Source organism: Robertmurraya mesotrionivorans (assembly GCF_050971805.1).
Classification (GTDB): Bacteria; Bacillota; Bacilli; order Bacillales; family Cytobacillaceae; genus Robertmurraya_A.
Genome location: NZ_JBPCCH010000020.1, coordinates 20,160 through 46,712, shown reverse-complemented (window position 1 = coordinate 46,712; position 26,553 = coordinate 20,160). Strand labels below are relative to the sequence as shown.

Genomic DNA, 26,553 nt, shown 5'->3' with positions numbered 1-26,553 from the left:
ACGATTCTATAATTTTGTCTTGTGTGTTACAAATGTCACAAAGTGTATAAATTTACTTCAACATTTAAACAAATTTTTAAGCTATACTCACTCTTGTGAATTAGTGAACATTTAATGAACACAAGGAGTGAGGGCTAATGACAGAGCTTTTTTTGGCAAGGCTTCAGTTTGGAGCTACTACGATATTCCATTTTTTATTCGTACCAATGTCGATTGGTTTAGTGTTTATGGTTGCGTTAATGGAAACATTCTATGTCGTCAAAAATGAAGAAATCTATAAGAAGATGGCAAAATTTTGGGGACATCTGTTTCTGATTAACTTTGCTGTCGGGGTCGTAACAGGAATTATTCAAGAATTTCAATTTGGAATGAACTGGTCAGAGTATTCTAGATTTGTCGGGGATGTATTTGGTGCTCCGCTTGCTATTGAAGCTTTATTAGCTTTTTTTATGGAGTCTACTTTTATCGGTTTATGGATTTTTGGATGGAACCGTCTATCTAAGAAAGTCCATTTATTATGTATCTGGCTTGTTTCGATTGGAACGATGCTTTCAGCCCTTTGGATATTAGCAGCGAATTCGTTTATGCAGGAACCAGTTGGATTTGTCATGAATAATGGGAGAGCAGAGATGAATGATTTCTTTGCTTTGTTAAAAAATCCGCAGCTTCTTGTTGAATTTCCACATGTCATTTTTGGTGCGCTTGCTACAGGATCCTTTTTTATTGGAGGGGTTAGTGCCTATAAGCTACTAAAAAAACAAGAAGTTGAATTTTTCGCAAGATCATTCCGAATAGCGATGGTAGTATCACTCGTTTCTGGAGTGGGGGTAGCGTTTAGCGGACATGAGCAGGCAAAGCATTTAATGGAATCACAGCCGATGAAAATGGCTGCCAGTGAAGCATTGTGGGAAGACAGTGGTGATCCTGCTGCTTGGACAATATGGGCACATATCGACACAGACAATAAAGAAAATTCATTCGAAATAAGCATTCCATACATATTAAGTTACTTAACATACGAGAAGTTTTCCGGTAGTGTACCAGGAATGCTTACGCTCCAAAAGGAATACGAAGAAAAGTATGGTCCAGGAAATTATATTCCACCAGTGAAAACAACATTTTGGAGCTTCCGCATTATGGCAGGTGCTGGGGGTGTAATGATTTTGGTTTCGGCATTAGGTCTGTGGTTTCAATTTACCGAATCACTCATGAGAAGAACCTTCTTTTTAAAGCTGTTAGTCGGACTTATATCTTTCCCGTTTATCGCAAATTCTGCTGGATGGATCATGACTGAAATTGGTAGACAACCGTGGACTGTATTTGGACTAATGACAACAGCTGCATCTGTATCACCAAATGTTTCTGTTCAGTCTTTGTTATTTTCTTTAATCGCGTTTACAGCCATCTATTTAATTTTAGCTATCGTGCTTGTGTACTTGTTTATTAGAGAGATTAAAAAAGGAGTTGATCATCATGAGGACGTTCAATCGATTGATGTTCCAATTGACCCATTTGACAAGGAGGTGTATCAGTGATGGGGTTAAGTGAACTTTGGTTCATATTAGTAGCTGTTCTGTTCATTGGCTTCTTTTTCCTGGAAGGCTTTGATTTTGGCGTGGGTATGTCGGTACGTCTATTAGCCAGAAATGATTTTGAACGACGTGTACTAATCAATACCATTGGCCCTTTTTGGGATGCGAACGAGGTATGGTTATTAACAGCAGGTGGAGCAATCTTTGCAGCTTTTCCGCATTGGTATGCAACCATGTTTAGTGGCTACTATATTCCTTTTGTGTTCGTTCTTCTGGCGTTAATTGGAAGAGGAGTTGCTTTTGAATTTAGAGGGAAGGTAGACAAAGTGAATTGGACGAAGTCCTGGGATTGGGTTATTTTTTTCGGAAGCTTGCTACCTCCGTTTTTGTTCGGGGTATTATTTTCTAGCATCTTAAGAGGAATGCCGATTGATGAAACGATGACATTAAGAGCTGGCTTCTCGGACTATGTGAACGTTTATACTGTCGTTGGTGGAGTGACTGTCACTCTTTTATGCTTAGTACATGGTCTATTATTTACCTCTTTAAAAACCGTTGGGGATATACAAGCTCGAGCTAGAGAGCTAGCGAATGTATTAATGATTCCTGTGCTAGTTGCTCTAGTAGCGTTTGTTGGGCTTTCCTATTTTGAAACTGACCTCTTCACCTATCGAGGAGAAGCAACGATTCCAATGATTGGACTTATTGTTGCTAGTTATATACTAGTGATTTTCTTTATAAAAAGTAAAAAGGTCGGGCTAGCGTTTATTTTTAGTGGAGCAGGGATAGCTCTTACCGTTGCAACTATATTTGTTGGTTTATTCCCTCGAGTGATGATTAGTTCAATCGATAGTCTGTATGATTTAACGGTATACAACGCTGCTTCAGGAGCTTATTCCCTAAAAATCATGACTTATGTGGCCTTAACTTTACTTCCATTTGTTCTTGGGTATCAAATATGGAGTTATTATGTGTTTAGAAAACGTGTAGATGGGAAGGAAATGGTTTATTAATGGGCAAGGGGTTTCTGCAGTACAAAGGAATAAAACGAATACTTGCTGTCCTTACCTTTTTATCAGCTATTCAAGGAGTGGCCATACTGCTGCAAGCGATTTTGCTTGCGCGGGTGGTCACTCATCTATTTCATGGGGATTCGATTGAAGACCTGTATCAATGGGTTAGTATTTTTGTTGGATTTTTCATTCTTCGATATGTGACAGTACATATAAAACAAAAAATTATATACCTGTATGCAAATAAAATAGGTGCAGACTTGAGAAAGACGGTATTAACAAATTTGTTCCACATAGGTCCTAGAGTATCAAAGCAACTTGGAACAGGAAGCATCGTTACCCTATTAATAGAAGGCGTTACGCAATTTCAGCAGTACCTGATTTTATTTCTCCCTAAAATGCTAAACATGTCAGTTATACCAGTTATCATCCTTGCTTATATCTTTTTTCAAGACAAGACCTCCGCAATTATTTTAATTATAACGGTCCCAATTTTAGTAGGTTTTATGATATTGCTAGGATTAGCTGCGAAAAAGAAAGCAGATAAGCAATGGGGAATGTTTCGTATATTATCTAATCATTTTGTGGATTCATTAAGAGGACTCGAAACACTAACCTATTTAGGGCTTAGTCGTTCACATACGGAAAAGATTGCAAAGGTTAGTGAAAGATACCGAAAAACATCAATGGGTACATTAAAGATTGCCTTTCTTTCTTCGTTTGCAATGGATTTTTTTACGATGCTTTCTATTGCTACAGTGGCCGTATTTCTAGGTTTGCGATTAGTGGATGGAGAAATGTTATTAGAACCTGCTTTGGCGATCTTAATATTAGCTCCTGAGTATTTTCAGCCAATTAGAGAAATTGGTTCTGATTATCATGCTACCTTAAATGGTCAAGAAGCAGGTAGAAAGCTTTTAGAAATAGCTAATATCCCTCCGTTTACTGTAGAGCAGAATCTTAAAATTAGTAACTGGAGCAATAAGAATAGATTTGAGCTTCATTCTATTAGCGTTCGATATGAACAGCATGGAGTAGAGTCACTATCAGAGGTAAGTTTGTCAGTAAATGGACTTCAAAAGATTGGTATTGTTGGAGAGAGTGGGGCTGGTAAGTCAACCTTAATTGATACCATTGCTGGATTTGTAGAGGTTAGTGCTGGGAAAATACAGATAGATAAACAAAGATGTACCCATCTCCATCAACAAGAATGGCAAAAACAAGTGAACTATATTCCACAGCATCCATATATCTTTCATGACACACTCTTAAATAATATTAAATTTTACTCACCGCAATCAACTACTGCAGAAGTAGAGTGGGCCGTTGTACAAGCTGGGTTATCGGAACTCGTGAAAGAACTTCCGAATGGTTTGTATGAAAAGATTGGAGAAGGTGGACGATCCTTAAGTGGAGGACAATCTCAACGAGTTGCATTAGCGAGAGCTTTCCTCGGGAAGCGACCAGTCCTTTTATTAGATGAACCAACAGCTCATCTCGATGTGGAGACAGAATATGAGTTGAAAGAAAAGATGCTAAGCTTGTTTACTAACAAGCTTGTATTTATTGCTACCCATAGAATACATTGGATGCAAGAAATGGATTATGTGTACTTTTTGAAAAAGGGAAGGGTAGTGGAAGAAGGAACACATAAAGAGCTTATGGAGAAAAAGGGAGAATATTATTTGTTGGCAATCACTCAAATGGAGGGGAGCGTATGAGTAACAAAGGATGGATTCTCCCGTATATAAAAGAAAATAAGCGATTATTTCTCATTGTTATCCTACTAGGATTGGTGACGGTAATTTCGTCTGCTTCTTTAATGTTTACCTCTGGATTTCTGATTTCAAAAGCGGCAACACAACCGGAAACGATATTAATGATATATGTACCTATCGTAGCAGTGCGTACATTTGGTATAAGCCGTGCTGTTTCTAAGTATGTAGAAAGACTTACTAGCCACGATGCGGTACTTAAAATTCTCTCGAGTATGAGGGTTCGAGTATATAAAGCCATTGAGCCATTTATCTTATCACCTCAATATAAGTTGAAGACAGGGGATCTTCTTGGCGTTCTTGCAGATGATATTGAACGCCTACAAGATATTTATATAAAAACGGTTTTTCCTAGTCTTGTTGCTTTATTTTTATATAGCATCTCACTGATTGTTTTAGGGGTATACTCGGTCACCTTTGCAGTGGTAATGGCCATCTATGGTGCAGTGTTAGTGTTTCTTTTTCCGTTAATTACCCTACTCGTTACGAAATCAAAGGTGAAGCAATTGAAAAAGAAGCGACATCATCTATATGAGCAATTAACCGATGCTGTCATGGGGATAAGTGAATGGCAATTTAGCGGTAGGCAAAATGAATTCATCCAAGCTTACGAAATGCAGGAGAAAGAATTAGCCCATATTGATTCAAAAAAGATGAAGTTTGCCCGTTGGCGCAATACCATAGCTCAATTGTTAATAGCTGTTATGGTTGTTTCTATGCTTGCATGGACAGCCCAGGAAAGCGGAAGTGGAAGCATTCCGTATACATTTATAGCGGCATTTGTGTTAATTCTTTTCCCATTGACGGAAGTGTTCTTACCTATATCAGATAGTATCAGTGAAATTCCTTCCTATCGTGACTCATTTGAGAGGCTTAGCCAACTATCAAATTTAGAGAATGGATGGGAGAAGGAGAAAAATTATGATTCTGTTCCAGCAGGTGAAGCGATGCTAGAATTGAATCAGGTGTCCTTTCAATATGAGGACAGGAATATACTTGATGGAGTTAGCTTGTCCATTTTAAGAGGGGAAAAGGTTGCACTCTTAGGGCCAAGTGGTGCGGGAAAATCAACTATTGTTACTTTGGTGGAAGGGGTTATGTCACCATCGGAGGGGTCAATAAAGATAAATGGTGTAGAAGCGACTACTTTAAAAGGTAGGGTTTCTAACTGGGTTGCTATTTTGAATCAACAGCCATATATATTTGATACGAGTATTTTGAATAACATACGGCTCGGAAAACCAAGTGCAACAGATGAGGAAGTTTACTGGGCTGCTCGTCAGGTTCAACTTCATGAGTATATTGAATCTCTGCCCAACGGTTATCATACATCTTTACATGAGACAGGGATACGTTTCTCTGGAGGAGAAAGACAAAGAATTGCTCTTGCCCGAGTTCTTCTGCAAGACACACCGATAATTATTTTAGATGAACCAACGGTGGGACTTGATCCAGTAACAGAAAAGAAGTTACTTGAGACGATATTTGATGTGTGTAAAGACAAGACTATTTTATGGATTACTCATCATTTAACATTTATCGATCGATCTGATCGAGTTTTATTTATTGAACATGGGAAAATTACTGTTGATGGCATACACGCGGATTTACTTAAAGAAAATGAAAGATATCGTAGACTCTATCGGCTAGCTGGGGGATATTTTTGATCCCGATGTCTTTCTAACATTATTCCTCCTTTTTGTAAAAATAAATTTTCTTTCCTCTATTAGGTAACCTTCTTTTTCATCGTAATATAATGAAGTAAGACAATAGTATGGAGGGGGAAAGGGTGAGGAAACTTTTCGGACTACTACTCATTTCATTTGTTTTACTCATTGGATGTACGAAGAACGATGTTGAAGAAAAGCCTGTGTCACAACCATCAGTGGAAGAGAAGCCTACAAGCAATGATGGGGACAATCAGTCGTCTGGGGAAAAGCCAGTAAAGGATCCGGGTCAAGAACAGGATGCCGGAGACTCAGATGACAATCTGGGTACAACCGATCAAGGAAGTACAGGTGTGACAAAGGTGAAAATATTCCTTATTGGAATAGACGACAATGGAGCTAGCGGAAAAAGAATTGGTGCTAACGATAGTGCTATACCGGTACTAGTTGATATTGAACCTACAAAGGCTCCATTAAAGGCAGCACTTACCAAGCTTTTATCCTTAAATGAGCAAATGTACGGCCAATCTGGGTTTTATCATTCTCTTTATCAATCAGACTTAGAAATTAAAAGCGTCATAATTGATGAAGGTGAGGCAGTTATTGAACTAACTGGTAATCTAAAACTAGGTGGGGCACTTGATAACCCTCGTGTAAAGGCACAAATTGAAGAAACGGCACTTCAGTTTGATAGTGTGAACAAGGTGTCTATATTTATTGATGGGAAAACACTTGATGAAGTGTTATCACTTAAGTGAGATTAATATAGACCGAAAAGCTTGAAGCAAGGACTTCAAGCTTTTTTTTTGTTTACATAAGCGTTTGCTTGATAACAAACAATAGAGTGGGAATGCATTAAAAAATAGTGGTGATAATATGTTATGTCAATCGAGTGAAGAACTACAGGCATTGGTCGAAGAAGCAAGGAAATGTACCATTTATGGGAAGGTTGCCGATTATATTCCTGCTCTAGGAAAAGCCAATCGGGATGACCTTTCCATTGCCATACATTATCCAGATGGCAGCTGTATATCGGCAGGAGATATAAAAAAGAAAATTAGTCTGCAAAGTATTTCAAAGGTAATTAGTCTAGCTCTTGTGTTAATGGATCATGGACCTGATTATGTTTTTGAACGAGTGGGCATGGAACCAACGGGAGACCCATTTAATTCTATTGCAAAGCTAGAAACTATGGCGGTTGCAAAGCCCCTAAACCCAATGATTAACGCAGGTGCCCTCGTTGTCACTCATATGATCAAGGGTGATTCCGTTGACGAACGATTTGGTCGCTTGTTAACTTTTGTTCAACAATTAACTGATGACCCTGATGTAAGCTATTGTGAAGAAGTAGCTAGCTCAGAATTTGAGACGGCCGACTTAAATCGTGCATTAAGCTTTTTTATCAAACAGCATGGAATCATTAATGAAGATGTGGAACAATTATTGGATTTGTATACAAGGCAATGCGCTATTGAAATGAATTGCTTGGATTTAGCTAGAATTGGCGTGGTGTTTGCTATGGATGGAAAAGACCCTGCGAGTGGGAAACAACTTATGCCTAAGGAAGTAGCTAGAATATGTAAGACTTTTATGGTCACTTGCGGGATGTATAATGCATCAGGTGAATTCGCAATCAAAATAGGAATTCCTGCCAAAAGTGGAGTGTCCGGCGGGATCATGGGAGCTGTTCCTGAACGATTTGGCATTGGTATCTTCGGTCCAGCTCTAGACGACAAAGGAAATAGCATTGCTGGAATCAAATTATTGGAATTGTTATCGAAAAATTATAAGTTAAGTATGTTTTAAGAGTGCCATCAGAGGCAGGGGTAGTGTGGAGATTTGTCGAAATGTATGTCGAATAGAAAAAGTTGCAACAAACTCGTTGGAAGTTGCAAGAAACTAGTCGAAACTTGCAACAAACCCCCACTAGCTCCTTGAACCTAGCTCCCAAAAACGAGAAACCCCACGTACGGTGGGGTTTACTCCATTATGAAGACTTTGGTTCAGGTACTTTTGTTAATATAACAAGACCAATAATAAATAAGATTACGAGGCTGAAAACACCGCTGCTTGTATGGCCTGTTATTTGTGCCGTTGCTGCAACAAGTAGTGGCCCCATAATGGAGGCGAATTTTCCAAAAATATTGTAGAAGCCAAAAAACTCATTAGACCTCTCCTTTGGTACAAGCTTTGCAAAGTATGATCGACTTAAGGCTTGAATTCCACCTTGAGATGAGGCAACAAGCATGGCCAGTATCCAGAAATCAGTGGCTGTCTCAAGAAAGAATGCATAAATACAAACAATTATATAGACCACGATTCCAACGTAAAGCATTCTTTTCTCAGAGAACTTTTCGGCAAGCTTCCCATACAGAATCGCAAAGGGAGCAGCAACAACTTGAGTAACAAATAATACAATTAATAGTGTCGTAGAACCAATACCCAGATCCGTTCCATATGCAGTCGACATCGTAATAATTGTACCAACACCATCGATGTAAAAGAAATACGCTAGTAAAAATAAGAATAAAGCCCGATACTTTTTAATTTCCTTAAAGGTTTCAGCTAGCCTTTTGAAGCTGCTTGCTACAGGCTTTGGATCACGAGGAATGTAATAAATTTGATGCACATTTTTGAATATTGGTATCGAAAATATCCCCCACCAAAGAGCTGTAATGACAAATGAGATTTGACTTGCTGAAGTCGTAGAGATGGGAATGATCTCAGATTGTGCAAGCATAATAACCGCAATACTAATCATAAAAGGAATGGTACTTCCGATATATCCAAGACTAAATCCACGTGCAGACACACGACTCATTCGGTCCTCTGTGGCAACATCAACCAAAAAGGCATCATAAAATACATTGGATCCGGACGAACCGATTACAGCTATCGTGTAAAAGATTAAAAGCCATAGCCATTGATCACTCGGGACAAATGCTAATGCGGCTGTCATTGATATTCCTAATGCAACAAAGAAGGTGAAGAACTTTTTCTTAAAGCCTTGATAATCAGCGATTGTACCCAATATGGGAGCAAGTAGAGCAAGAATGGATGTAGCAATTGCAATGGTATAGCCTAAATACGCAGTTGAATCGGCTGCATCAACTCCGGAGTTATTAGCTGCTGCCTTATAAAACAGTGGAAAGACAGCAGTAGAGATAATGATAGAATAAGCAGAGCTTGCCCAATCATACATAATCCAGCTTTTTTCTTCTCTGTTAAAGCGCTTCATAAGATTCCCCCTTGGATGGTTACTTCCATTTTTACATAAAAAATAGCTTCATAGATTAGGTTTCGAACTATTTTTACAAACGTTTTACATTATTAGTAACTCTTCTAGCACTCTTCCATCAACTACCCCTAGGTCGAGTCCAAGGAGGCGAGCGAGTGTTGGTCCTTCATCAATAAGCCTCATAGATGTGAGGGCTTGGCCTGTTCGGATTCCATTACCGCTTGCAATGAAGAGGGTATTGTAGTCACTTTTTTCTGGTGAATAGCCATGGCAAGCTTTTGTATACTTTTTTGATGCAACGTCTGTTTCCGTAACTTCATCAATAAAAGCGCCTTCAAGTGATTCATGAAAGTAATATCCTCTAGCTGCTTCTATCATTAAGCTGCAATTTGGGTCTGCCCCGAATTGAGAAGCTTCTTTTGAAGACCATATTGCTTCGATTTCAGAAAGGTCCAGTAATTCACGAACACGTGTCAAAGTCCCTTGGTCTTGATCCTTTATATAGATATATGCAGATCCATCACAGCTTTTGCAATATGCCTTCCAGTTGGTAACTTGATTGTTTTTCCCTACTTGTAGAAGACCGTGCTCTCGAAAAAGTACGTTAGGCTTTAACACTTTAGACTCATCGATGGCACTGTGATCGCCTAATGCGATAATAGTAGATTGATGAATCATTCCTGCAGACTGTAGGGCATCCATTATTCGGCCGAGTCTTTGGTCGTGTCGTTTAATCGCTGCAATTGATTCTTTTGATGAAAAACCAGTTTCATGCCGCTTCGTGTCAAGATCGGTAAAATGGATTAGCGTTAGGTTTGGCTTTTTTATACGAATGGTTTCAACAGCCGCTTCAAGAACAAAGTCATCGAGCTCCGGCTGAGAAAGCCCCTTTCTGATATGGCCGAATTTTTTGTTCATTTCAAGCTGATAAAGCGAGCTTCCGTTCACTAAAGAAACAGGGATTTGGTGATGCCATCGACGATTGGCGAATATCTCGGGCATATTATAGTCAATATATGCTTTTGCTGTAACTGGCCAAAGAAGAGCAGCTGTACTCATCCCTTTTTGTTTTGCTTCGTCATACAAAGTCGTTCCTTGGATATCTCTTCTGTACCAATACCAATCTGGAGAGACCTTTCCAGGCTGGAGTAAGGTGTTATTAATAATTCCATGATTTTTTGGTAGTTTTCCAGTAACGATTGTTGCGTGACATGGATACGTAACAGAGGGATAAATCGTCTGGACATTTTTACAGTAGGAACTATTTCTTAATAGCTTTTGAAAATTCGGTAGTGCTTCTAGCAGAGGAAAATCTAAGCTTGATAAGCAGTCAAACGAAATGACAATTAAATGGTCAGTCAAACGTTCCATAAATGGCCTCCGTTAAGTAGTTTGAATCTTTACATTCATCATATCAAAAAGGATTTTAATTTTCAGAAAAAAATGGAAGCGCGACAAAAAAAGACGATGGAGCGCACTCCATCGTCCGTCTTAGTTCTTATTTAAATAGAAGAATCTTACCAACTGTGCCATCAGAGCTTTGGTCAATTACGCGAACTTTTAACCCGAATTGAGGTACGTTACGTCCAGCATCAACCAAACCTTTGTTTGAATAATCTGCACTGTCATCGAATAAAGGAGAGCGTTGAGTAAAATTATCTTTCATTGTGATTCCTAGAGTACTAGTGTAATCTAAGAACATTTTATCTGTTTTATTAACATTGAAGGCTGCATCGTGAATTTGGTAGCGAGTAGAACCAACTGCACCGTCACTCCAGTAGTTCGTGTGCTGATCCGCGTCAACGACACCAACAAAACCATCGCCAGGGTGAATTCCTGTCCAGTTAGAATCGAACTTTTTATCAACATACCAAACGACTAAGCCTTGGTCATAACTCATTAAGCTAGCACCACGACGAATATTTGCTAATCCTTCGTCAACGCCGTTGTGGCTGCGCCATTCCAGCAAGTAGTAATGTTCGGAAGTTACAACTCCATTTGATTTTGAGAAGCCGTCAGCTACAAATGATGATTCTCCCTCAGCATCATCAAATACAACTTGTTCTCCGTTAACACTTACTGCTAAATCGTCTACATAAAGACCTGGAAGTACTGCAGCTACATCAGTCCAGTAGTTGATGGAAAGTTCAACTTCTTCACCAACGAAGGCTGATAAGTCGAATTCTGCATCCACCCACTCTCCGTTAGAAGAGCCTGTGATTCCATGCCCAGGGTTTTGGTCATGTGGATTAGTTGTTGTTGTTAGGTTACCTGGAATTGTCTCACCATTAACTTGAACGGAAGCATAATCCCAATCAACTTCAATGTCGTACCATGTTTTGAATGTCAACTTAGCTGATGTTGCATCCGTTAAATCTAGAGTAGTAGATAAAGAGTTATCTAAATCATTGGCGCTACCTGAGAAATACATTGATTCCCCACTGTATGGAGAAGTAATGACTGTTTCTTTGTCAGGAAGTGTTACTTTTAACACATCGTTATTAGTACCTTTTGAAGCTGCTTCATCTAGAAGGACTTCAACGCCTGCCTTAGATACATCTGCAATGTCAATTTCAGTGCCTGTTTGCCAGTTACCACCTGCAGAGGCTTGTAGCATTTCTTTCATGTATGGGCTAAAGCCGGTTGGCATAGAACCAGGAAGAGCGCCCGCCCAGCTGCCGCTTGCCATGATAGACCAGTAACCAACTGGTTCACCTTGACCTGTGTACTGAGTGTCATACTCATCTGGAAGGCCTAAATCGTGGCCGAATTCGTGAGCCATTACTCCGACTGCGCCGTCTTCAGGTTCAACTGTGTAGTCGTAAGCAGCCATTGTTCCACCCCAATAAGGGACAGTAGCTTCTGTTCCAGCAATCGGATAAACTCCACCCAGGTTCCAACGATGTGACCAAATCGCGTCTCCACCGATTTTTCCACCGCCAGCTTCTTCACCAACACCAGAGTGAATCACCATCAGATGGTCAACGAGTCCGTCTGGCTCAAGGTAATCTCCATCGCCGTCAAGGTCGTAACGATCCCATTCGTCATAATCTTCAAGATTAACATTTGGATCTGCAGCAGCAGCATTAAGTGCTTCAGCAATTAAGTTTCTTGGTCTTGCGTCGCTACCATCAGGAGTAGGGACGTTTCCACCGTAATATGCAGCTGGGTTTTTAGCTTTGTACCATCCAGCGACTGTACCTTCTACAGAGTAGCTACCACCAGATTGTTGTTCATAATATTGTTTCATAGATACATAGGTTTTGCCATCTGGACCTTTCCAGCCACCTGTTCCAAAAAGCATGTCCTGATAGTGAGCTTGAGAGTATGCCTCTTCACCCTCGTAGTACATATCGGTTTCTTCTGGGGTAAGTGTATTGTGAGGGAGGTCAGGGTATTCCATTAGCACAACCAGTACTTTATCTGTTCTCGTGCCCCCGTCCCATGCTTCCTCTTGTACAGAGTCAACGGATTGCTCCTTTGTCTGACCAAGCTTGTTTCCATTTCCGTTTGTTAAGCTAGAAGTTTTCATTTCCTTTTGAAGAGCGGTCCGAACATCTTCTTCCTTTTCATGGAGTTCACCAGCTTCCTTTTCAGCTGATGTTGCTTTGTTTTGTAGGAATTTGTTTAAAGCTTTTTCTGCCTCTGCTGGGCTTGCATTTTGTGCGATTTTGCCTGAAGCTTTTAGCATTTTGATTAATCGCTCGTCATTGGCAATTCCGAGGTCAAATGGGGAACCACTTGCATGTGAGTGGGAAGCGTGTGAACCACTTGCTGATTCTGCTGCTATTTTGGAACTAATTGGTAGAGTTGTAGATAGCATCCCTACACTTAGTGCCAAAGCAGCGGCTGAGGATATAACTTTTGAGATTTTCAAATTTTTCCCTCCATCCTTTGGTCTATGTTACTAGTTGAAAAGGTATGTAGAATTTCAATTATTTAGTAACACGAGTGATTCAAATATATCAGAATAATTTGAAAATGTTTATAGGGAAAAGTGACTGATTATTCTTGTATAAATATCTAAAAATTTTGTGAATATTTTACTATAAAAAGATATTTGAGAAGTGGTGTTGGTAATATAGAAAAATAGAAGGAATTTACCTGTGGTAGATATTGCAACTAACAGCTAGGGTTGAGTCAAAACGGGAGAAAGGAGGAGAGAATGTGAGTATACTAATCATTTATACAACGAAGCATGGAACGGTAGAAAAGTCGGTAAACCTGCTACGAGAGAAGTTTAGCGATGTTGATGTAGTGAATGTTTTAAAGGATAAGGTACCGGGTCTTTCTGACTATTCAACAGTAGTAATAGGGGGAAGCATCTATATGGGGAGAGTTCAAAAAGAACTCACATCCTTTATGGAAACCCATCTAGAAACCTTACTTTCAAAAAAGGTTGGATTATTTTTATGTGCAGGGCACCCGGACCAATCTGTCATAGAAGTGGAGTTTAATCAAGCATTTCCTCAAAACTTAATAGACCACGCAGTTGCTAAGGAAGTATTTGGCTATGAACTTGACTTCGCAAAAATGAATATGCTAGAAAGATTCATCATCAAAAAAGTTCACAAAGTAAAAGAAAGCCAATTTAATCTAGATGAAACCAAGATAACCCACTTCGCAAACAAATTAAGGTGACAGACACCCTTCGTGGACAAATCAGGTTGATTTGTCCACGTGGGGCGTACAGTCACCTTTTAGTTTGTTTTTTCCTCAAATAGTCGAGCGATTTCCACTATCACATTTGTTGCCTTTAGCATGTTATCAATGGAGATAAACTCAAATTTCCCGTGGAAGTTCTCTCCACCAGTGAAGATATTTGGTGTTGGTAGACCCATATAGGAAAGTTGGGAACCATCAGTTCCTCCACGAATTGGCTCGATAATCGGCTCAATGCCGAGCTTAGTCATTGCCTCGTGAGCAATATTAACAATCTCTTTAACCGGTTCAATCTTTTCTCTCATATTAAAGTATTGATCGTGAAGCTCAAGCTCAATGGTTCCTTGCCCGTACTTCTCGTTTAAGTTAGTAACAATTTTTTCCATCGAAGCTTTTCTATTATTGAAGCTTGTGCGGTCGAAATCTCGAATAATGTAACTAAGGACAGTCTTTTCAACATCTCCATGGAAGGAGAGAAGATGGTAGAAGCCTTCATAGCCCTCTTTATATTCCGGGGCTTCTTCGCTTGGAAGGAGGCTGTTTAATTCCATTGCTATCTTAGCTGAATTAACCATTTTACCTTTAGCGGTACCAGGGTGTATATTATTTCCTTTGATTGTTATCTTTGCAGCAGCAGCACTAAAGCTTTCGTATTGAAGCTCTCCAATAGGTCCACCATCCACTGTATAAGCATATGTGGCAGCAAATTTATCAACATCAAATTTATGTGGTCCACGTCCAATTTCCTCATCAGGTGTAAACGCAACACGAATTTTCCCATGTTTAATCTCAGGATGCTGGACTAAGTAGGCCATAGCAGTCATAATTTCAGCTATTCCCGCTTTGTTATCAGCGCCAAGTAAGGTAGTTCCATCGGTTGTAATTAAATGATGGCCGATGTAGTTTTTTAAATTTGGAAAATCCTTTGGTGAAAGGACAATATGTAGGTCTTCGTTGAGAACGATATCGTTGCCGTCATAGTTTTCGTGAAGTAATGGATTCACTCCGTTGCCGGTAAAATCGGTCGCGGTGTCAAGATGGGCTAAGAAACCAATCGTTGGAACTTCTTTATCTGTATTTGCTGGAAGGGTGGCCATAACATAGCCATTTTCATCTATACTAATATCTTCTAGGCCAATTGACTTTAGCTCATCTACAAGCTTATTGGCAAGTGTAAGCTGACCAGGGGTGGAAGGGCAGGTGTTGCTTTCGTCATTTGATTGCGTGTCAATAACAACATAAGAAATAAAACGATCAATCAATTCGATTTTCAAAGCGCTTCAGCTCCTTTTGGGTGATAATTAGGGTTACTAAATTTATGTAACTACAAGAATCATATTATCATAGGGGAAAACTAGTGTCATGTATCAATTTAGCGAGGAAGAAAAGAGGACTGTCCGCCACTGGTGGACAAATCTACCCAGAGTGTCCACGAGAGGTGACAGACACCCCCGGTGGACAAAACAGCCTAAAGTGTCCACGAAGGGTGTCTGTCACCCGGTTTTGTGTCACCGGTTTTGCACAGGTTTTGTGAAGGGTTGTGAATAACTATTGGTAGAGGGAGCCCTTTATATACATATTCATGATGAATTGTTAACATTATCCACAGGATTGTGGATAATGTTGTGCACAACTTCTGTCTCTTGCTTAGAACTTTTGGTTCTGTCCGCTTTTTGCACGCTTATCTGCTGCTTTTGAACGAGCCATTGCTTCTAAGTCATCATGGTCCGCTAGGTCACGGCTAAATTCTACATCCAACCCGTCTGATTTCATATTCTTTGGTGTTTGTGGAAGTGTTTGTTTTTTACTCAATGCCATCTGCCCCTTTCATAGAAAAAAGTACGGAAATGTAACATATTCCCGTACTTTTATCCTTTACCTTCCCGGACATTGTTATGAATGGAAAAAGTTTAATGTCTCGACTTTTTACCTGAGAATCCTCCTGCTTGGTCAGCAAGCTTGAACTCTCGTGAGTAAGTTACCTCTTGCATGCTTGACAACGTGCTTTTAGACTTATCCTTTTTCTTCTTATCACTCATTCAAAAAACATCCTTTCATTAAGGTAGTATTCACGTTACTAATTTTTACCTTAACGAACCATTTGCATACTTCTTTTATGAGTAAATATTACGAAGAGCCTCTTCGAGAGTTGGAAATGTGAACGAAAACCCGCTCTTAAGTAATTTTTCTGGAATAACCCTTTGACCTTCTAGCACAAGCATGCTCATTTCACCAAGTAAAAGCTGAAGCGCAAACGAAGGGGCAGGAATCCAGTGAGGGCGATTTAAGACAGTCCCAAGCGTTTTTCCAAAACTCTTCATCGTCACTGCCTCAGGAGCACAAAAATTGACGGGGCCAGACAGCTCAGATGATCCAATTACATGCCGAAGTCCGTGAACGACATCTTTAATATGTATCCACGAAAGCCACTGATCTCCAGAACCAACCGTTCCGCCTGCAAACAAATGATAAGGAAGAGCGATCCTTGGTAAAGCACCATCCTTTTTGTCTAAGATTACTCCAAAGCGGGCAAATACGGTTCGAACACCAAGTTCTCTAGCCTCTTGGGTTGCAGCCTCCCATTTTTCCACCGTTTGTGCAAGGAAATCATTACCGGCTTTTTCAGTTGCTTCAGTAAAAGTATCAACAGTTGAGGTACCATAAAAACCAATACCACTGGCATTAATAAGTAATTTTGGTTTTTGCTTTAAGCGCTTAATGATAGAAACTACTTCGTTCGTCGCACTTACTCTGCTATTTACTATTCGCGCCTTCCTTTCATCTGACCAACGTCCACTATTAATGGACTCACCAGCGAGATTAATGATTACATCAATAGCATCAATCTCACTTGCTGGATCCGCATCTCTAGAAAGCCACTTTACATAAGTGACCCCTTTTTGATACCCATTTTCCTGATTACGCGTTAAAATAAAAAGATCATGTCCGTCCGCTCTGAGGGATTCCGTAAGAGCTTTGCCGACAAGTCCAGTCCCGCCCGTAATGGCAATTCGCATCAGCTTTCCTCCTATAAAAAATCATTTGCTTTTATTCTACACGATTGCCTTCATATTCAACGTACTCAAATGTGCTACATTACTATAAGAGGTGAATAAAGATGACAACAATCACAAAAATAACTGCTCAAAAAAAACGAACCGATCGGTATAATATTTTCCTTGATCATGGAAAAGGTGAAGAATATGGTTTTAGTGTGGATGAGGACGTACTAATTAAACACAGCCTGAAAAAGGGCATGGTGCTTGATGATCTTCTCTTATCGAAAATAGCGTATTCAGATGATATTCGAAAAGCTTACAACACGGCAGTGAATTATTTAGCACGAATGATGAGAACGGAAGCAGAAATTAGAAAGCATTTAGTTGAAAAAGAAGTGGATGATGTAATCATTCAAGAGGTTATTCATAAGCTGAATGAATACCAATTCCTAAATGACGAACAGCTTGCTTTTGCCTACGTAAGAACTCAAATGAATACAACCGACAAAGGACCAACCGTCATCAAGCGAGAACTGAAGGAAAAGGGAATATCAGAAGCTTATATTCTTGAAGCGATTGATGAGTTTCCCTTTGAACTGCAGCTTGAGAAGGCTATTGCTTTATGTGAGAAATATATGAAGAAAAACAAACAAGAATCACAGAAAATCATGAAACAAAAGATCGAACAGCTTTTATTCAGAAAAGGATATACCTCAGAGGTCAACCAAATTGCTTTGGAGCAAATTGAAGACACAAGTGATGACGAAGAATTGGAGTCATTGCGTTATCAAGCAGAAAAGTTGGAGCGAAAATACAGTAAATATACTGGATATGAGTATAAGCAAAAAATGAAGCAGGCTCTTTATCGAAAAGGTTTTTCCATTGACGTTATTACAAAGTATTTAGAGTCCAAATAATATGGTTTATTTGGACTCGATCACTACACATTCTTTCTCTTTCTGTGAAAAAATGATCTCTGCCACTTCTGCTGGAGAACGGAATTTGAAAGGGTCCTTTACATGCTCGGAACGATTCCAAAAGGGTGTGTTCATCCCACCCATATACACCGCTGAAATAAGAACAGGTTTTTCTTTATATTCCTTCTGTATGCTTTCAGTAAAACCTCGAACGGCAAATTTACTTGCGACATAGGCCGCCTCATTCACTTTTCCCCGCAGTCCAGCGGTTGAAATAATATTCATAATAAAGCTTCCGTCTAATTCGCATATATTTGGGAGAACAGCTTGAGTCATATACATGGTGCCGAGCACATTCGTTTGGAACATCTCGTCGATCTCATTTTCCTTAACTTTTTCAAAAGGACCAAATAATCCAATCCCGGCATTGTTAATAAGCCCGACTACTTTATACTCTTTTAAAAGGAATTTGATTTTCTCATCAACCTCCCGTTTGTTTCGTATATCCATAACGGTTATATGTGCGTCATTCAGTAGATTTTTTACTTCGGATAAGGTTTCTTCTGACCTTCCAACTAAAATAAGATGGTAGCCTTCCTTTCCATACTTTAGGGCAAGCTCTCGACCAAGACCTGTTCCAGCTCCCGTGATAATAATAGAATTCAATATGTATCTTCCTTTCGTCTGGAATAATATTATGGTACCATTACGTATACGAAAATACACCATAAGAAGCAGGTGGTTGGGATGGAAAAAGAAAAACGTTACAGTGAACTTTCTGAATTCGAATTACATCAAGAAATAGCTAAACTAAATGAAAAGGCAAGAAAAGCAGAGCAATTAGGGATGGTAAATGAATACGCTGTATTAGAAAGAAAAGCAATAATGGCTAAAGCCTATTTGTTAAATCCATCAAATTTTAATCCTGGTGATATATATGAGATTGAAGGAGATCCAGGCGCTTATTTTAAAATTGATTATTTAAACGGAGTGTTTGCGTGGGGCTACCGATTAGCGGGGAGCAAAAAAGAAGAGGCATTACCAATCTCGATGCTGAGAAAAGAGGGAACCAGACAGGCTGATTCCCGGTAATTTAATTTAACCTCGAGTACTAGAATTTTTCATCCGTTCTTGTGGATGTGTATTAATCGTTCCATCCGCTCTTTTGGAAGAAAATTCAGGTCTCGCCCTTGGTTCGCCCTGAAATTTATTACCGTTTTGGTTTGCAAAATCCTTTGCTTTATTTCGCATCGCTTTACCTCCTCAAAATGAGTGATGAAATAATCAAGCACTATTAGTATGCTTTACTCAGAGGGCATCGATAACTGGAAAAGAGGTGAAATGAATGGAACATTATCAGCAAAAACTAATTGAATTACTTTTGGAAAAAAATAACAAACTTTCATTTGGACAAGCTCGGACATGGGTGGAGCTTCTGTGGGATGATTTTGAGACAACAAGAGCAAAGGCTGGTTACTCCTACCGAGGGAGTGAGATGACAGAAAGAATTGTTCGACAATGGATCGATTATTATGGTGATAAGCTTCATGATTTTGTCGCTTCCAATCCGAAATATAAGCATCTATTAGAGCAGGACCCGAATGAACTAAATTAAAAAGCGATGTCTAATGGAGACATCGCTTTTCGTTATCCAGGGATAATATCCAGCTTTTTACGTAATTTTTCCTCACTAAAGATCCAACCAGTATAAGAGGAAAGGATTTGAAACTCAAGATCTAATTGAACAACGGCCACAAATGGGTAATGACCGTTACTGCGATACCTTAGGTCAATAAAACGTACTTCGTAATACGTATCATATTCATCAACTTCCCACCGATAAACAGGAGAAAACGATAGAAATGCTGAAAGGTTTTTATCTAGCTTTGCTGCTTCAAGAACTGGGGTCTCAGGAACAGCAACGCGTTTAAATTGGTCAAGAATACGCACTTTGTTATCATGGGCACGTCCAACAAAGAATTGGTTTTTATTCATGACAGCAATTCGCCACTGGTGAAACTTCATAGTTGGAGCAATAATGATGTCTGTTGCATCTGGAACAAGTTTTTTCACCTCATGATAAACCTTTCGCTGGGTAATAAATCGAAAGATATAGTAAGCAACCAAGACGGCATACACACCGATAAACGTATAACCAGGATGTGCTCCAAACACCCAAGCAATTATGCCAACAATATGCATGGCAAAAATAAATGGATCAAACGTGTTAATAATACCAAGCGCTACCCATTTAGAAGAAAACGGCCGTAACGCCTGCGTACCATATGCATTGAAAATATCGACGAATACATGAAGAAAAACAGCTAAAAAGGTCCAAAGCCATAAGTGAAGTAAATTGGCATCTGGAAATATTGGATAAATAATAGCTGTGATGGCTAAAGGCCAAAGCAAAACAGCTGGGATGGAGTGTGTGATTCCACGGTGGTTACGAATATAAACGGCATTGTTTCTAAGCTTTAATACTGTGTCGATATCAGGGGCTTGTGAGCCAACAAGAGTTGCAATCATGACACTAGTTGCTGTTGCAGAGCTACTTGCTACAACGGGATCGAGTGTCGCAAGTCCTCCTAAAGCTAATCCCATCACTACGTGTGTACCGGTATCCAAAGGAATCTCCCTCCTTTTTAGGAAATATTTAATCCTGCTTTTATCTTAATTTTATCAATAATTTTCTTGTAAAAGTAGTGATAAATCGTTACTTTAAAGTAGTTGTAACAATTACTGTGTATTCACGGTCCAATTTTAAGATTTCGTAAAATATGAATGGGATAAGCTATTATATTCCCTTAGTATGTACTTGTTTAATTTTTTGGAGGCAAAAAAATGTCCAATTCTTTAAAAAACGTAACAAATATAAATAAGGAAGAATTTCAAAAGGATTTAATCGGCTGGTTTGAAAGAGAGCAAAGAGACCTTCCTTGGCGGAAAGACCAAGATCCTTACAAAGTCTGGGTTTCAGAGATCATGCTTCAGCAAACAAGGGTCGATACAGTCATTCCGTATTTCAACCGATTTATCACAGAGTTCCCTACGATAGAAGCTTTATCTATTGCTGATGAAGAAAAAGTATTAAAGGCTTGGGAAGGGTTAGGTTATTACTCAAGAGTCCGTAATCTTCAATCAGCTGTTCGAGAGGTTCATGAGCAGTATGGTGGAAAAGTACCAAATACGCCAAAGGAAATTTCTAGCTTAAAAGGTGTTGGTCCCTATACCGCAGGCGCCATTCTATCCATAGCCTATGGAGTACCAGAACCAGCCGTTGATGGGAACGTGATGCGAGTATTTTCCAGGATTCTTTCGATTTGGGATGATATTGCAAAAGCATCCAGTAGAAAAGTGTTCGAGGAAGCTGTTCGTGCCTTTATTTCACATGAAAACCCATCTTATTTTAACCAAGCATTAATGGAGCTAGGCGCATTAATTTGTACGCCAACTTCACCATCGTGCTTGCTCTGTCCGGTTCGTGACCACTGTCATGCCTTCGAGGAAGGAACTCAAAACGAATTGCCTGTTAAAACGAAGGCAAAAAAACAACGAAAAGTTCAACTCGCAGCGGTTGTTCTGAAAGATACTGAGGGACGAACGGTTATTCAAAAGCGCCCTTCATCCGGTTTGCTTGCGAATTTGTGGCAGTTTCCAAATGTGGAAATCCATCTTCCTGTTTTAGGAGATAGAGAACAGTTAGTATCTAATCTAAAGGAAGAATATGAAATTCAAAGTGAGATAGGGGAGCTTGTAGGCCATATTGAACATGTCTTCTCTCATCTTGTATGGAATATTAATGTGTATGAAGGAACATTATTAGCACCTATCAAGACATCTGATGCTTTAAAGATAGTTAATCAAGATGAAATAGAGAGCTTTGCCTTTCCGGTTTCCCATCAGAAAATGCTGCGTCAATTCTATAAAAAGGAGTAAACGCCACTAGCATGTGGCGTTTTTTCTTCCACTTTTCAATTAATCGTAAGAAATCCTAGTCCCATGCGTCCAGTCGGCTTCATTTCGATGAAGCCCACCACGCTCTTCGATTTCCTTAATAATCTCTCGGTGGATTGTTACACCTTCTGAATTTAAATACGGCATAATTTGTTGAAGCGAGTGATGGAAAAAAGCTAGCTCTTCATTTTTCCAATCCGTTTTTGGTATCATAGAGAGTTCTGTCATATCTCGACCTACATACATTGTCTCACACATCCTCTATTTTTCTTATAGATGTATTGTGGTAATCTTATTTGTGAACTATTCATATAAAAGAAAAATTATCAGAAAGTGAAGGGATATGTACATATGACAAATAAAGTAGCACTAATTACAGGAAGTAGTAGAGGTATTGGAAAAGCAACTGCCCTACGATTAGCAAAAGAAGGATACGATATTGTCGTTAACTACGCTCGCAGCAAAAAAGCGGCGCTTGAAACTGCAGCAGAAATTGAGGCTCTTGGCAGAAAGGTATTGGTTGTTAAAGCAAACGTTGGTGATGTTAGTAAAATCAAAACGATGTTTGAAGAAATTGATGCTCATTTTGGAAGACTCGATATATTTGTAAGTAATGCCGCTTCAGGTGTTCTTCGCCCAGCAATGGAACTTGAAGAATCTCACTGGGAATGGACGATGAATATTAATAGCAAGGCACTCTTATTTTGTGCACAGGAAGCAGCAAAACTGATGGAGAAAAATGATGGAGGAAAAATTGTGAGTATTAGCTCACTTGGATCCATTCGCTATTTGGAAAATTATACAACTGTTGGTGTATCAAAGGCAGCACTTGAAGCGCTAACGCGTTATTTAGCTGTGGAATTAGCACCCAAAAACATTCGAGTAAACGCAGTTTCAGGTGGGGCAATTGATACAGAGGCACTTCTTCATTTTCCAAATCGTGAAGAAATGTTGGAAGAAGCAAGACAAAAAACACCTGCAGGGAGAATGGTTGAAATTGATGATATGGTGAACACCATCATGTTCTTGTTAAGCGATGGATCAGATATGATTCGTGGACAAACCATTATCGTTGATGGAGGAATTTCTCTTTTAGTGTAATAAAAATTGGAAAAAAATTCTTTAGGATAGACCAATCACCTCTTGGATAAATTAATTTCTGTGGAGGTGATTACAATGGCAAAGCAACCAAACAAAACTCAATCTGGAACTAACGTTCAAGAAGTGAGACAACAAAACGCTGCATCAGCTGGACAAGGCCAATACGGTACTGAGTTCGCTAGCGAAACTAACGCACAAGAAGTAAAACAACAAAACGCTCAAGCTGAGTCTCGCAAGGGCCAAAACTCTTAATATTAACCACAGTAAGGTGCTCTTTCTAATCGGAAAGAGCACCTTATTTATTTATGTAGAGTAACTGGCGCTTCCGCTTTTCTGTGTCCAACTCCAGCGCCTAGCCCCTCGATGGAATAATATAAAGACATTATTCCTAGGTCATAAGTCAAAGCACTCCAGAAGGCAGGCCTTCCTGCGTGCTTCGCCTTATGCTTGTCGCCCCTGAGCAAGCTTCTTCCGCTTTTCTGTGTCCAGCTCCAGCGCCCAGCAACTAGTGTACTTCGATCTTCTCCCTACGATAAGTCAACATCGAATCGCTTCCGCTCTCCGTGTTTCCTTTATCTCAGTCGAAGCTCTCCAGTCCATACGTTGCTAAACGGGCGCTTCCGCTTTTCTGTGTTCGACAAAACTTCTAATACGTCTACATAACTAGTCAAAGGAAACTCATAAACCTTACCGAATAGTATATATATCGAAAAAGAAGGCGGTGGACAATGGTGAGTGATTTTTCACGATTAGTTGGTGAACAAATGGCTACAATGGAAAAGCTACTATACATACAAACAGAGCTTGAACGCTGTCAGGAAATTGAAGAGGAATTGAGATTGCTACAAAAGCATGCGAAGTTGGAGAGTATTCAGGATGAGATTCAGCAAATGAAGCAAGATTTGCGTGATATTCATCAAATTTTTGAAAGGCAAACGGAGGAGCTTATTCGCTCATATCAGGAAGCAGAAATAGCTTTGAAAAGATAAAAAGAGAAAAAATAACACAATTTAACTAATTTTATACGTAAATTATAAAGCCTTTGAGAAATTTCAAGGGCTCTTTGTTTTAAATTCGATGTTTTACCGTTATAATAGTAGAAAACAGGAAATGTTCTTTGTAACCTTTTGAGGAAAACATTTATTATATTAGCATTTTTTAGGTTTCGGGAGCGTTCGGATAATGAAAGTAGGGAGAAAAATGGGCGTACCCATGGAAGGTGAACCGATCCAAATACATAGTTACAAACATAATGGTCACATCCATCGAGTATGGGAGGAGACTACCGTATTAAAGGGAACGCAAGGATTAGTCATTGGTGGAAATGACCGTACCATCGTAACTGAATCGGATGGAAGAACGTGGATTACTAGAGAACCAGCTATATGTTATTTTCATTCTCAATACTGGTTTAATGTCATCGGAATGATACGTGAAGATGGAGTGTATTATTATTGCAACATAAGCTCCCCATTTATTTTTGATGGAGAAGCATTAAAATACATTGACTATGACCTTGATATTAAAGTGTTTCCAGATATGACTTTTAATTTGTTAGACGAGGATGAGTACGAGCGTCATCGTATTGAGATGAACTACCCGGAAGTCATTGATAAAATTCTTCGCGCAAATGTGGACAACCTGATTAGTTGGATTCGTCAACGAAAAGGACCTTTTGCACCGGATTTTATTGATACATGGTACGAAAGATATTTAACATACAGACGGTAATCATTTAACGGAAGAAAAACCCCTGTTGTCACTAGTTGCAACAGGTTTTTCTTTATGTGAGTAAGAGCTGAATGGAGGGTGTCAGGATGAGCAGCATTCGAAGGTATTTACACTTTGTAAAACCGTATCGATTACAAATCATCGGGACAATCATTATTGGAATCATTAAGTTTGTTATACCGCTATTAATTCCGATTTTAATCAAATATGTCCTAGATGATATCGTTGGTAATCAAACATTATCTGCTGAAGAAAAAACGAGTAAGCTATTTATGATAATGGCCATTATGATGGTTATTTTTGTTGTTGCTAGACCGCCAATTGAGTACTATCGACAATACTATGCCCAATGGGTTGCTAGTAAAATTTTATACGATATAAGAGACAAGCTGTACACACATATTCAAAAATTGAGTTTTAAATATTATTCAAATACCAAAGCGGGGGAAGTTATCTCACGTGTTATTAATGACGTGGAGCAAACAAAAACATTTGTCATTACAGGACTCATGAATTTATGGCTTGATATTGCCACTATAGCAATAGCAATTATCTTAATGATGATGATGGATGTTAAGTTAACACTTGTTTCACTCGTTTTGTTTCCTTTTTACGCCTTTTCCGTAAAGTTTTTCTTCGGCAATTTACGTGGACTTACAAGAAAAAGGTCACAGGCTCTTGCTGAAGTACAAAGCTTTCTCCATGAGAGAGTTCAAGGGATGTCTGTTATTAAAAGCTTTGCAGTAGAAGACTATGAGCAGGAACGATTTGACAAGCAAAATAGAAATTTTCTTATAAAAGCTCTAGACCATACGAAGTGGAATGCGAAAGCCTTTGCGGTTGTAAATACGATAACAGACATTGCTCCGCTCATTGTGATCGGATACTCAGGCTATCAGGTTATTCAAGGGGATCTTTCGATAGGAGAAATGGTGGCATTTATTGCATATATTGATCGTTTGTATAATCCGCTACGAAGATTGGTTAATTCGTCCACGACATTGACACAATCAATTGCCTCCATGGATCGTGTGTTTGAATTTGTGGATGAAAAATATGATATTGATGATTCACCCAATGCAGTTGAATGTAAAACTGTGGTTGGGAACGTTCACTTCCAAAATGTGTTTTTTCGATACAATGAGAATGAACAAGATATATTAAAAAACATAAATCTCGAAGTGACGCAAGGGGAGACCATTGCACTCGTAGGTATGAGCGGTGGAGGTAAATCCTCTTTGATTAGCTTAATTCCTAGGTTTTATGATGTGACAGGTGGAGCGATTTATTTAGATGGACAAGATATCCGTTCCTTACAAGTCCGTTCACTAAGAGATAAGATTGGAATGGTTTTACAAGATAGTATTTTGTTTAGTGATTCGGTTAAAGAGAATATTTTACTAGCTAAACCTGGAGCTTCAGATGAAGAGGTAATTGCAGCTGCAAAGGCAGCAAATGCCCATGAATTTATCTTGAACCTACCAGAAGGGTACGAAACAAAGGTAGGAGAAAGAGGCGTTAAGCTTTCTGGTGGGCAAAAGCAACGGATAGCTATTGCTAGAGTATTTATTAAAAATCCGCCAATTCTTGTGATGGATGAGGCCACTTCCGCTTTAGATTTAGAGAGTGAATCATTAATTCAAGAGGCTTTTGAAAAGCTGGCAAAGGACCGAACAACCTTTATTGTTGCTCATCGACTGTCCACGATCACTCATGCAGACCGAATAGTCTTGATAGAGAATGGAGAGATTTCTGAAATCGGAAAGCATGAAGAACTGATGAAAAGGCAAGGCAACTACTATAAATTATTCCAAATTCAACAGTTGGAGCATTAATATCACCCCCGTGGGAGAAACCTTCGGGGGCTTTTTGTCATGTCTTCTTAGACGTATTCATAAGATAGAGAGGATGGTATTAAAAATTACTATGTTAACATATTATTCTAAAAATTTGTAAGATTG

At 39.2% G+C, this 26,553-nt stretch carries 27 protein-coding genes; 16 read left to right on the top strand and 11 right to left on the bottom strand.

Going from position 1 to position 26,553, the window contains the following annotated elements; all coding sequences use genetic code 11:
• Positions 1 to 137 precede the first annotated feature (137 nt).
• The 6 genes from ACRX5O_RS20825 to glsA all read left to right on the top strand — a co-directional run bounded on the left by ACRX5O_RS20825 (position 138) and on the right by glsA (position 7,793).
• Positions 138 to 1,535 carry a cytochrome ubiquinol oxidase subunit I gene (locus tag ACRX5O_RS20825; RefSeq protein ID WP_433907730.1) on the top strand — a complete coding sequence of 466 codons (1,398 nt, stop codon included), beginning with the start codon at positions 138 to 140 and terminating at the stop codon, positions 1,533 to 1,535.
• Positions 1,535 to 2,545, top strand: a complete 1,011-nt coding sequence (cydB, locus tag ACRX5O_RS20820) for a cytochrome d ubiquinol oxidase subunit II (RefSeq protein ID WP_433907747.1) — start codon at positions 1,535 to 1,537, stop codon at positions 2,543 to 2,545. The genes ACRX5O_RS20825 and cydB overlap by 1 nt, the downstream gene beginning before the upstream one ends.
• Positions 2,545 to 4,266 carry a thiol reductant ABC exporter subunit CydD gene (cydD, locus tag ACRX5O_RS20815; RefSeq protein WP_433907729.1) on the top strand — a complete coding sequence of 574 codons (1,722 nt, stop codon included), beginning with the start codon at positions 2,545 to 2,547 and terminating at the stop codon, positions 4,264 to 4,266. The genes cydB and cydD overlap by 1 nt, the downstream gene beginning before the upstream one ends.
• The gene (gene cydC, locus ACRX5O_RS20810) at positions 4,263 to 5,987 is read left to right on the top strand and encodes a thiol reductant ABC exporter subunit CydC (protein WP_433907728.1); all 1,725 of its coding nucleotides are present in this window, start codon (positions 4,263 to 4,265) and stop codon (positions 5,985 to 5,987) included. The genes cydD and cydC overlap by 4 nt, the downstream gene beginning before the upstream one ends.
• A gap of 122 nt (positions 5,988 to 6,109) precedes the next feature.
• Positions 6,110 to 6,745, top strand: a complete 636-nt coding sequence (locus ACRX5O_RS20805; RefSeq protein ID WP_433907727.1) for a GerMN domain-containing protein — start codon at positions 6,110 to 6,112, stop codon at positions 6,743 to 6,745.
• A 118-nt stretch (positions 6,746 to 6,863) separates the two neighbouring features.
• Positions 6,864 to 7,793: a glutaminase A gene (glsA, locus tag ACRX5O_RS20800; RefSeq protein WP_433907726.1), complete on the top strand. Its 930-nt coding sequence runs from the start codon at positions 6,864 to 6,866 to the stop codon at positions 7,791 to 7,793.
• Between the two features lie 181 nt (positions 7,794 to 7,974).
• Here glsA and ACRX5O_RS20795 read toward each other — a convergent pair whose 3' ends face one another.
• The 3 genes from ACRX5O_RS20795 to ACRX5O_RS20785 all read right to left on the bottom strand — a co-directional run bounded on the left by ACRX5O_RS20795 (position 7,975) and on the right by ACRX5O_RS20785 (position 13,048).
• A complete protein-coding gene (locus ACRX5O_RS20795; RefSeq protein ID WP_433907725.1) occupies positions 7,975 to 9,225 on the bottom strand; it encodes an MFS transporter in 1,251 nt (416 codons plus the stop codon).
• An 84-nt stretch (positions 9,226 to 9,309) separates the two neighbouring features.
• Positions 9,310 to 10,596, bottom strand: a complete 1,287-nt coding sequence (locus tag ACRX5O_RS20790) for an alkaline phosphatase family protein (RefSeq protein WP_433907724.1) — start codon at positions 10,594 to 10,596, stop codon at positions 9,310 to 9,312.
• A 127-nt stretch (positions 10,597 to 10,723) separates the two neighbouring features.
• Complete coding sequence (locus tag ACRX5O_RS20785; RefSeq protein ID WP_490885387.1) at positions 10,724 to 13,048, bottom strand: immune inhibitor A domain-containing protein; 2,325 nt, start codon at positions 13,046 to 13,048, stop codon at positions 10,724 to 10,726.
• Between the two features lie 344 nt (positions 13,049 to 13,392).
• Here ACRX5O_RS20785 and ACRX5O_RS20780 point away from each other — a divergent pair, with 344 nt between their 5' ends.
• A complete protein-coding gene (locus tag ACRX5O_RS20780; protein WP_433907722.1) occupies positions 13,393 to 13,866 on the top strand; it encodes a flavodoxin domain-containing protein in 474 nt (157 codons plus the stop codon).
• 59 nt (positions 13,867 to 13,925) lie between these two features.
• On the opposite strand, the gene pepT is transcribed toward ACRX5O_RS20780, so the two are convergent.
• From pepT to ACRX5O_RS20760, 4 genes are all read right to left on the bottom strand, one after another.
• Positions 13,926 to 15,161, bottom strand: a complete 1,236-nt coding sequence (gene pepT, locus ACRX5O_RS20775; RefSeq protein WP_433907721.1) for a peptidase T — start codon at positions 15,159 to 15,161, stop codon at positions 13,926 to 13,928.
• Positions 15,162 to 15,534: 373 nt separating this feature from the next.
• Complete coding sequence (locus ACRX5O_RS20770; RefSeq protein WP_119707016.1) at positions 15,535 to 15,705, bottom strand: YfhD family protein; 171 nt, start codon at positions 15,703 to 15,705, stop codon at positions 15,535 to 15,537.
• 92 nt (positions 15,706 to 15,797) lie between these two features.
• A complete protein-coding gene (locus tag ACRX5O_RS20765; RefSeq protein WP_084362114.1) occupies positions 15,798 to 15,926 on the bottom strand; it encodes a YfhE family protein in 129 nt (42 codons plus the stop codon).
• 75 nt (positions 15,927 to 16,001) lie between these two features.
• The gene (locus tag ACRX5O_RS20760) at positions 16,002 to 16,904 is read right to left on the bottom strand and encodes a TIGR01777 family oxidoreductase (RefSeq protein ID WP_433907720.1); all 903 of its coding nucleotides are present in this window, start codon (positions 16,902 to 16,904) and stop codon (positions 16,002 to 16,004) included.
• A 101-nt stretch (positions 16,905 to 17,005) separates the two neighbouring features.
• On the opposite strand from ACRX5O_RS20760, the gene recX reads away from it, so the two are divergent.
• Positions 17,006 to 17,803, top strand: coding sequence for a recombination regulator RecX (recX, locus tag ACRX5O_RS20755; RefSeq protein WP_433907719.1), 798 nt, complete (start codon positions 17,006 to 17,008; stop codon positions 17,801 to 17,803).
• 6 nt (positions 17,804 to 17,809) lie between these two features.
• Here the strand turns inward: recX and ACRX5O_RS20750 are convergent, their stop codons facing one another.
• Positions 17,810 to 18,469, bottom strand: a complete 660-nt coding sequence (locus tag ACRX5O_RS20750) for an SDR family NAD(P)-dependent oxidoreductase (protein WP_433907718.1) — start codon at positions 18,467 to 18,469, stop codon at positions 17,810 to 17,812.
• Between the two features lie 81 nt (positions 18,470 to 18,550).
• Between ACRX5O_RS20750 and ACRX5O_RS20745 the strand changes: the two genes are divergently transcribed.
• Complete coding sequence (locus ACRX5O_RS20745) at positions 18,551 to 18,895, top strand: YfhH family protein (protein ID WP_433907717.1); 345 nt, start codon at positions 18,551 to 18,553, stop codon at positions 18,893 to 18,895.
• 6 nt (positions 18,896 to 18,901) lie between these two features.
• Here the strand turns inward: ACRX5O_RS20745 and ACRX5O_RS20740 are convergent, their stop codons facing one another.
• Positions 18,902 to 19,054 (bottom strand): small, acid-soluble spore protein K, encoded by a 153-nt coding sequence (locus ACRX5O_RS20740; RefSeq protein ID WP_433907716.1) that lies wholly within the window; start codon positions 19,052 to 19,054, stop codon positions 18,902 to 18,904.
• A 94-nt stretch (positions 19,055 to 19,148) separates the two neighbouring features.
• On the opposite strand from ACRX5O_RS20740, the gene ACRX5O_RS20735 reads away from it, so the two are divergent.
• Positions 19,149 to 19,418, top strand: a complete 270-nt coding sequence (locus tag ACRX5O_RS20735) for a YfhJ family protein (protein WP_433907715.1) — start codon at positions 19,149 to 19,151, stop codon at positions 19,416 to 19,418.
• A gap of 32 nt (positions 19,419 to 19,450) precedes the next feature.
• On the opposite strand, the gene ACRX5O_RS20730 is transcribed toward ACRX5O_RS20735, so the two are convergent.
• The gene (locus tag ACRX5O_RS20730; RefSeq protein ID WP_433907714.1) at positions 19,451 to 20,431 is read right to left on the bottom strand and encodes a metal-dependent hydrolase; all 981 of its coding nucleotides are present in this window, start codon (positions 20,429 to 20,431) and stop codon (positions 19,451 to 19,453) included.
• 216 nt (positions 20,432 to 20,647) lie between these two features.
• Between ACRX5O_RS20730 and mutY the strand changes: the two genes are divergently transcribed.
• A complete protein-coding gene (mutY, locus tag ACRX5O_RS20725; protein WP_433907713.1) occupies positions 20,648 to 21,742 on the top strand; it encodes an A/G-specific adenine glycosylase in 1,095 nt (364 codons plus the stop codon).
• A gap of 39 nt (positions 21,743 to 21,781) precedes the next feature.
• Here mutY and ACRX5O_RS20720 read toward each other — a convergent pair whose 3' ends face one another.
• Positions 21,782 to 22,006, bottom strand: a complete 225-nt coding sequence (locus tag ACRX5O_RS20720; protein WP_433907712.1) for a mother cell protein YfhS — start codon at positions 22,004 to 22,006, stop codon at positions 21,782 to 21,784.
• A gap of 105 nt (positions 22,007 to 22,111) precedes the next feature.
• On the opposite strand from ACRX5O_RS20720, the gene fabL reads away from it, so the two are divergent.
• From fabL to ACRX5O_RS20695, 5 genes are all read left to right on the top strand, one after another.
• A complete protein-coding gene (gene fabL, locus ACRX5O_RS20715; protein ID WP_433907711.1) occupies positions 22,112 to 22,861 on the top strand; it encodes an enoyl-[acyl-carrier-protein] reductase FabL in 750 nt (249 codons plus the stop codon).
• A 75-nt stretch (positions 22,862 to 22,936) separates the two neighbouring features.
• Positions 22,937 to 23,113, top strand: a complete 177-nt coding sequence (locus tag ACRX5O_RS20710; RefSeq protein ID WP_433907710.1) for a gamma-type small acid-soluble spore protein — start codon at positions 22,937 to 22,939, stop codon at positions 23,111 to 23,113.
• Positions 23,114 to 23,592: 479 nt separating this feature from the next.
• On the top strand, positions 23,593 to 23,850 hold the full coding sequence (locus ACRX5O_RS20705) for a YgaB family protein (protein ID WP_433907746.1): 258 nt from the start codon (positions 23,593 to 23,595) through the stop codon (positions 23,848 to 23,850).
• A gap of 211 nt (positions 23,851 to 24,061) precedes the next feature.
• On the top strand, positions 24,062 to 24,592 hold the full coding sequence (gene ntdP / locus ACRX5O_RS20700; RefSeq protein WP_119710494.1) for a nucleoside tri-diphosphate phosphatase: 531 nt from the start codon (positions 24,062 to 24,064) through the stop codon (positions 24,590 to 24,592).
• Between the two features lie 86 nt (positions 24,593 to 24,678).
• On the top strand, positions 24,679 to 26,427 hold the full coding sequence (locus ACRX5O_RS20695; RefSeq protein ID WP_433907709.1) for an ABC transporter ATP-binding protein: 1,749 nt from the start codon (positions 24,679 to 24,681) through the stop codon (positions 26,425 to 26,427).
• Positions 26,428 to 26,553 lie beyond the last annotated feature (126 nt).